At 33.0% G+C, this 6,404-nt stretch carries 7 protein-coding genes; 5 read left to right on the top strand and 2 right to left on the bottom strand.

All coding sequences use genetic code 11. The annotated features are described in order from the left end of the window. The 4 genes from ACH2CJ_RS07005 to ACH2CJ_RS06990 form a co-directional block, all read left to right on the top strand. The coding region (locus tag ACH2CJ_RS07005) for a topoisomerase C-terminal repeat-containing protein (RefSeq protein ID WP_394991582.1) at window positions 1-73 on the top strand (73 nt) is incomplete at its 5' end. A 106-nt stretch (window positions 74-179) separates the two neighbouring features. Then, window positions 180-878, top strand: a complete 699-nt coding sequence (locus tag ACH2CJ_RS07000) for an NAD-dependent deacylase (RefSeq protein ID WP_394991580.1) — start codon at window positions 180-182, stop codon at window positions 876-878. Between the two features lie 57 nt (window positions 879-935). Next, window positions 936-2,699 carry a hypothetical protein gene (locus ACH2CJ_RS06995; protein ID WP_394991577.1) on the top strand — a complete coding sequence of 588 codons (1,764 nt, stop codon included), beginning with the start codon at window positions 936-938 and terminating at the stop codon, window positions 2,697-2,699. An 80-nt stretch (window positions 2,700-2,779) separates the two neighbouring features. Further along, complete coding sequence (locus ACH2CJ_RS06990) at window positions 2,780-4,414, top strand: sodium/sugar symporter (protein ID WP_394991575.1); 1,635 nt, start codon at window positions 2,780-2,782, stop codon at window positions 4,412-4,414. A gap of 55 nt (window positions 4,415-4,469) precedes the next feature. On the opposite strand, the gene trxA is transcribed toward ACH2CJ_RS06990, so the two are convergent. Next, complete coding sequence (gene trxA, locus ACH2CJ_RS06985) at window positions 4,470-4,793, bottom strand: thioredoxin (protein ID WP_394991573.1); 324 nt, start codon at window positions 4,791-4,793, stop codon at window positions 4,470-4,472. Between the two features lie 385 nt (window positions 4,794-5,178). On the opposite strand from trxA, the gene ACH2CJ_RS06980 reads away from it, so the two are divergent. Continuing rightward, complete coding sequence (locus ACH2CJ_RS06980; RefSeq protein ID WP_394991570.1) at window positions 5,179-5,562, top strand: VOC family protein; 384 nt, start codon at window positions 5,179-5,181, stop codon at window positions 5,560-5,562. Window positions 5,563-5,613: 51 nt separating this feature from the next. On the opposite strand, the gene ACH2CJ_RS06975 is transcribed toward ACH2CJ_RS06980, so the two are convergent. Next, window positions 5,614-6,404: OB-fold nucleic acid binding domain-containing protein (locus tag ACH2CJ_RS06975; RefSeq protein ID WP_394991569.1), on the bottom strand; the 791-nt coding region annotated here is incomplete at its 5' end.

Genomic DNA, 6,404 nt, shown 5'->3' with positions numbered 1-6,404 from the left:
TGTCAAAATTCCGAAAGGAACTGACCCTGCAACTTTGACTTTGGAAGATTGTTTGAAATTAGCAAATGGTTAGAATGCTGAATTCTGAGTTTTTATAATTTAGTTTTCGAACCTCAATAAAAAATAAATAACTTCAAATTAAATCCTTAAAAAGCTCCCATCGGGGGTTTGGGGGGCTTATGAAAAAGAAACTTGTAGTTTTGACGGGTGCAGGAATAAGTGCTGAAAGTGGCTTGATGACTTTTCGAGATGCTGGTGGGCTTTGGGAAAATCACAGTATTGAAGATGTTGCTACGCCAGAAGGTTGGCAACGAAATCCTGCGTTGGTTCAGCAATTTTATAATGAACGCCGTACAAAGGCTTTTGAAGCAAAACCCAATGCAGGACACCAAGCCTTAGTTGATTTAGAAAAATATTTTGATGTCCAAATCATCACGCAAAACGTTGATAACCTGCACGAAAAGGCAGGTTCTACAAATGTCCTGCATCTTCATGGAGAACTGACGAAAGTTAGAAGTATAAAAAATGAAGATTTGATTTATGAAATTGGTAATAAAACCATTGAAATGGGTGATTTGGCAGAAGATGGTGGGCAACTTCGTCCACACATCATTTGGTTTGGTGAAATGGTACCGATGATAGAAGTGGCGGCTGATTTGTGTATGAATGCCGACATTTTCGTGGTCGCTGGTACTTCAATGCAAGTTTATCCAGCCGCTGGAGTTATCGGATTTGTATCGGATGAAGCTCCGAAGTTTATCGTTGACCCTAATTCTCCCGAAGTTTCATCTCAATATAAGAATGTGCATTTCATTACCGAAACTGCAACCGTTGGTGTGCCGCAATTGGCCGATATTTTGTTGGAAAAATATTTATAAATCTTTACAACCTTCTTTGTGTTTTTTGAGTCAATATGATTAAAAACAAAAATCTAAATGCTCTCAAAATATACCTCAACTCTTCTGTTTTTATGTTGTTTGATGCACTCATACGCATCAAATGCACAAGTTTATGCCCCTGATACTACTTTTAAGCAATATATTATTCCTGTTGGCGAAAAAATCATTTTTCTTCACAAAATTGATGAAGTAAGTTATTTTATTGGCACAAATTTTTATGACGATGGTAGCAAGCCGTTAATAAAAAACCTTTTTAGAGTAAACTTAAACGGGGAAATATTAAGCACACACAAAGACATTAACTGTACGTTAGTTGATGCAAAAGAAGATAAAATATTACTCACAAACATTGATGGAACATTTCTATTTGAAAATCAAAAATTAAGATTTATTGATAAAAGAAAAGCATTTGATGTAAATTGGAATAATAAGGAAATACTTTTAAATGAAAAAGGGAAAGTGAAAGTAATTAATTTTGAAGGAAATGAAAAATACAATTTACAAGGATTTCCATTTTATACAGATGATTATGGCTTAACACTCGTAATTTTTCAAAATAACAATTCCTTAACAGCATATTATAATGATAGAATTTTACATTTTGATTATAATGGCAATGAAATAACTCCTCCTGTTTATGCTTATATTCCCAATACAGGAACCTCCCATAATTCCATTGAGTTTGTAAAAATCAACAGTAAATATTTAGGAATAAATAAATATGAACATGGATTTGAATTTCCTTCAAATGCACACACTTTGACATTAATAGATTCGATTGGTAAATTAAAATCCGTTGGTCGTAAAAAGATAATAGGTACACATGGCTCAAATATAATTTTAAGGACGAATGAATATGGTTCAAAATACAATATCGTAAATGAAAATTTTGAGATTTTAAAGGGACGTACAATAATTGCTGAAAATTTAAGAAAAACCATATCATTCGACGATTTTTATGTTGCAACGGATGGCAAAAAAGTCTTTAAACTTTCCACAAAAAACATCAAATATATTGAAGTCATTTTATCTGATACTGTCGAGATTAATACAAAACCAATCTTAATTTCAGCAAAAGTAATCGGAAGCAATGAAAAAGTAAATATTGCATGTGATTGTCCATTTGTAGAGAATAATATTTTTAATCCCAAAAAAGCAGGGACTTTTAAAATCGACTTCAAAACCAATTCTGGCTTGGTTTTAAATAAAACTATAACTATTAAAAAACGTATTGATTCAATTTCATTCACAGGTTTTCGAGATATTTATCTAACAGAATTACCATTAAAATATACAATAAAATCTAAAAGTGGGCTTCCAGTTAAGTATTTTTTGGGTCCATACACATCATTTCTCTTTTTCAGAAATGATGAACTCATTAACCGTAGATTACCACTACTAATAAGCAAGTATCAATATGAAATTTATTTTGAAACAGAAGGAAATGATGAATTTGAAAGTTCAAAAAAGAAGTTTGCTTTTGAAATAAAAGACACAAATGAAATTATAAACTTTAAAAATCCTTCAAGTAATTTTGTACTTTACCCAACTCCTATAATTGAAAATAAGTTTAAAGTTTTATATACTGGCAAGGAATTTATTAGTAATCCACGTTTCAAATTATTAGATAATTTTGGTAGGGAAATTGAAATTTCGCAGGTCAATGAAGGAAACGATTATGTATATCAATTAAGTACTGCTTCAAAAATACAGCCTGGGATTTACTCCTTAATTATCCATTTTTATAGTTTTGCCTTAGATAATGATGTACGAGAAGTAAAAAGAGTGATTGTGCGATAAAAAATTGCACAAAAAAAAACATTTCGTAAAGAATATTTGTAAATTCCGCAAATTAACACCCTATCCTACAAATATTCATTATGCACTACCTCCAAACCCTTGATTACGTTGTTTTCATTGTTTATTTTCTCATCATCAGTATTTATGGCTACTGGATTTACCGAAAAAAAGCTACGACTGGTAATTCTTCAACCGATTTTTTTCTTGCAGAAGGTTCACTGACTTGGTGGGCAATCGGAGCTTCATTGATTGCTTCAAATATTTCTGCCGAACAATTTATCGGAATGTCAGGCTCAGGCTTTGCCATCGGTTTGGCTATTTCTTCTTATGAGTGGATGTCGGCTGCTACGCTTATTTTTGTAGCTATTTTCTTCTTACCTATTTATCTCAAAAACAAGATTTATACCATGCCACAATTTCTCTCTCGTCGCTACAACGATGTTGTGAGTACAATTATGGCAGTTTTTTGGTTATTGCTTTATGTTTTTGTCAATCTAACTTCCATTTTGTATTTGGGTTCTTTAGCGATTGAAACCGTTACGGGCGTGCCGTTTATTTATTGCATGCTTGGTTTAGCGGTTTTTGCGGTTTTCATTACGCTTGGAGGCATGAAAGTAATTGGCTACACTGATGTGATTCAAGTAGTTGTATTAGTTTTGGGAGGATTGGCAACAACTTATTTAGCACTGAATATGGTTTCTGATAAATTTGGAGGAAGCGGCGTTTTTGACGGAATGTCAATTTTACGCACACAAGCCGACGATCATTTTCACATGATTTTCAAAGAAGGCGATAAATTTTATTACGAATTGCCGGGTTTTGCTATACTTTTTGGTGGAATGTGGATTAATAATTTCAATTATTGGGGTTGTAATCAATACATCATTCAGCGAACTTTGGGTGCTGATTTGAAAACTGCACGCACAGGAATTATTTTTGCCGCATTTCTGAAATTATTTATTCCTTTAATTTGTGTAATTCCAGGCATTGCTGCTTATGTTTTGTATCAAAATGGTGGAATTCAACAAGAAATGGTTGATGCGGCAGGAATTGTAAAACCCGACCATGCCTACCCTACCCTTATGAATTTATTGCCAATGGGCTTGAAAGGTTTGGCTTTTGCTGCCCTAACGGCTGCCATTGTGGCATCATTGGCAGGAAAATGTAATAGTATTTCTACGATTTTTAGCTTAGATATCTACCGAAAATTCTTTGACCGTGAAGCATCTGACAAGAAAATTGTAAAAGTAGGGCGAATTGCAGTGATTGTTGCTTTTGCTATTGCCTTACTTATTACGCCTCAACTTCGCCGACTTGACCAAGCTTATCAGTTTGTGCAGGAATATTCAAATTACCTTACTCCTGGGGCATTTGCTTTGTTTTTCTTAGGTTTATTTTGGAAGAAAACAACATCAAAAGCGGCAATTTGGGCAGCAGCTTTGGCGATTCCTATTTCTGTTTTGTTCAAATTTATGCCTGATATTTATCATTCATTTCTCGGAATTGAAATAAGTCCAATTCCATTTCTTAATCGCACCCTTTATGTGTTTTTAATTTTGGTTTTGATGATGGTCATAATTTCATTGACCGACAAAAAAGTAGAAAACAAAGGATTAGAACTTGACCGAAGTATGTTTACTGTTAGCAACGGTTTTGCAATTTTATCAATTCTGATTGGAGGAATCTTAGTTGGACTTTATACCGTATTTTGGTAATAAAAAAGCGTCTGCTTTTTAAAAAGCAGACGCTAAACTATTAATTATCAATATATTACAACTGAGCCTCTAATTTTGAAGTAAGAATATGTTTCGGAACTGCTCCAACAATTTTATCAACCATAACACCATTTTTGAAAATCATTAATGTTGGAATAGAACGAATGCCAAAGCTTGCCGGAACAGATGAATTTGCATCAACATCTAATTTACCAACAATTGCTTTTCCTTCAAATTCTCCAGCGATTTCTTCTACAACTGGTCCAATCATTTTACAAGGCCCACACCATTCTGCCCAAAAATCCACTAAAACTGGCGTGTCTGATTTGATTAAGTCTGCAAAACTTGCATCTGTAATTTCAATTGCTTTATGTCCCATTTCTATAAATCCCTTTGTTAGGAATGAAAATTTAATTTATAATTTGTTTTATTGTTTAGGTAACAAAACAGCGTTAAATAAAAGTTCCAAAATTATAATACCAATAGCTTTTTCTGCTTTAAAAAAAAATATTTGAAGAAAAACCAAAGCATCAAATAATCTTAATAAAAAAAATCTGCTTCCTGTCCAAATCTCAATCACTCATTCGTCATAGTAATATTAAATAAATAACAATAATTTAAAATGAGAGTGCAAGTGTGCAATGCGAAAATTAATACATTTACAATTCTATTGATTTGAAAAAGCCAATTTATCCTTTCGTTATCAAATAAAGTAAAAGATAATTTTAAATTTCTAATTAATCAACAATAAACAATTTACAAAAATGACAGCAAACGAAAACTCATTAAATTGGTTTGAAATCTCTGTAAGTGATATCAGCCGTGCGAAAGAATTTTACGAAGCTATTTTTGACATCGAAATGTACCAAGAAAACATGATGGGCATGGAGATGGCTTATTTCCCATCGGAAGCTGGTAATGGAAAAGCTTCTGGTGCATTAGTACAAAGCGAAAATCATAAACCAAGCATGGATGGAGCTAAAATTTATTTGAATGGAAATCCTGATTTAAGTAATGCTCTTTCAAAAATTGAAGCCGCTGGAGGTCAAATAGTAATGCCAAAAACTAAAATTTCTGATGAAATTGGTCATATGGCGTTTTTTATTGACACAGAGGGTAATAATGTGGCTTTACATTCCAATAATTAGTTTTTTATTGAAATACTTTGCCAGTTGGCAAAGTATTTCAATGTATAATTGCTACGCCAAAACAACATTTTCTTCTCCTACTATTTCTTTCAATTGGTTCACAAAATCATTTGACGAAGCTACTTTTTGTTTACGTGATAGTAACAAAACATCCATTTTTTCTTCGGCGTCAAACACAGACAATTTAAAATCAAAGTTCCCAGGAAACTTGCCCATTGTTGTTTGAATTTGCTCTACCAATTGAGCGTTGACAAACTGTAATCCCAATGAAATTTTAACTTCTTTAAATAGTTTATTTCTAATTTCACTCAATAATTCCATGCCAGTTACCTTAAATTCCCAATCTCCCTCTCTTCCCCATTTGGTTTGTACTTTTCCACGAATAAACAAAAACAGACCAAGCTGCATATACTTAGAATAATTGACAAAATCATGGCCAAAAAGCATCATTTCCATACTTGAATTATAGTCTTCAATCTTTAAAATTCCAAACGGATTTCCGTTTTTAGATTGTTTCGTAACTACGCTCGTAACCACGCCGCCAATCGCAAATTCTTTGTTTTGATTAGTAGCATCCAACACTTGGTCGAGCGGTGTACATTTCCTCATTTCTAAACGAAATTGGTCAAGTGGATGCCCCGAAATATAAAATCCTACAACCTCTTTTTCAAACTTCAATTTCTGAATATCTCCCCATTTTTCACATTCAGGAATTTTGGGTTTAGCAATATCAAATGCTCCTCCAACTCCTCCAAACAATGAATTTTGACCAGCGGACGCATTTTCGTGAAATTTATTAGCATATCTAATGATTTTTTCAATCAATGATGTGTTGTCGGTTT

Origin of the sequence: Emticicia sp., assembly GCF_043780375.1 — a bacterium.
Lineage (GTDB): Bacteria > Bacteroidota > Bacteroidia > Cytophagales > Spirosomataceae > Emticicia.
This window is presented reverse-complemented; position numbering and strand designations above follow the sequence as displayed.